The 1,198-nt window shown below is 73.8% G+C and carries 1 protein-coding gene and 1 pseudogene; both read right to left on the bottom strand.

Translation table 11 applies throughout. The features are described 5' to 3' along the window. A pseudogene (locus H300_RS0121715) lies at positions 1-281 on the bottom strand (glycoside hydrolase family 16 protein); the annotation flags it as partial. Positions 282-700: 419 nt separating this feature from the next. Next, on the bottom strand, positions 701-1,198 hold a 498-nt coding region (locus H300_RS0121710; RefSeq protein WP_028429054.1), incomplete at its 5' end, for a ricin-type beta-trefoil lectin domain protein.

Below are 1,198 nucleotides of genomic sequence, written 5' to 3'. Positions count from 1 at the left end.
TCGTGGTTGTGGACGTTGTCGCCGGTCTCCAGGTTCCACTTGCCGCCGTCCACGGCGGCGCCGGCGGGACCGTCGAAGTCGTCCTCGAAGACGACCGCGCTCGGGGCCGCCTCCTCGGACGGGCCGGTCGCCCGGTCGGGGCTCGCGCCGGCCGGGCCGATCGCGGCCCAGCCGAGCGCGCCGGCCAGGGCGAAGGCCAGGACGCCGTTCCGGCTCCTGCGTACGCGCGCGGTCCGGCTGCTCTCGCCGGGGGTCCGGCGCAGGGCGGAGTGCAGGGTCATGTGCTGCTCACCTCGGGTGCGGTGGGGGACGCCAACGGGCGTGTCGGGCGGGCCCTGTGGGGAGGGCGCGCTCCGCCGGGTGAGTGAACCTTCCGCAGACAAGCAGCGTCAACACGTCGCACCGGGTGCCCTTTCCCTTCACGTTCCGAAGGCTGAGCGCCCTCTCCTACCCTCCCGGTCCGGCCCGCAGAGGGAGCACGCCGTGTCCGCCCGGGGGCCACCACCACCTCGTGGGCGGGGGGAAACGGCTTCCTGGTGAGACCTTCTTCCCGGCAGCCCTTCACAAGGCACTGCTGGTGAGAGCGCTGAGGGCGCGTCCCACCGGGCCGCACGGCCGTGCGCGGCACCGGGACGCGGAACCGCCCGGCCGTCCCGTGGCGGGGGACGGCCGGGCGGCCCGGTCGTGCGTCACTCCCGGATCAGGCGGGGGTGTTCCACTTCTGGTTGGCGGCACCGGTGCAGGTCCAGAGCTGCAGCCGGGAGCCGTTGGCGGAGTCGTTGCCCTGGACGTCCACGCACTTGTCGGCCTGCGGGTTGACGATGTCGCGTGCCCCGCTCACCGCCCACTGCTGGGCGCCGCTGCCGTTGCAGTCCCACAGTTGGAGCAGCGTGCCGTCCGTGGTGCCGCTGCCGGTGGCGTCCAGGCACTTGCCGAGTGCGCGCAGGGTGCCGTCCCCGGGACGGGTCCACTGCTGGGCGTTGGTGCCGTTGCAGTCGTAGAGCTGTACGGGGGTGCCGTTGGCGTTGCTCGCCGCGGCCACGTCCATGCACTTGCCCGCGAGCCCGTCGATCTGACCGGTACTCCCGCCGCCACCGCCGTTACCGGTGGTGACGCGGACGTAGTCCACGACGAGTTCGGCGGGGAACTCGGTCGCGGCGTCCGGGTCGCCGGGCCAGTCGCCGCCGACCGCGAGGTT

The organism is Streptomyces sp. TAA040 (assembly GCF_000424845.1).
Note: the sequence above shows the minus strand (reverse complement) of the source record. Positions and strands in the feature narration are given on the sequence as shown.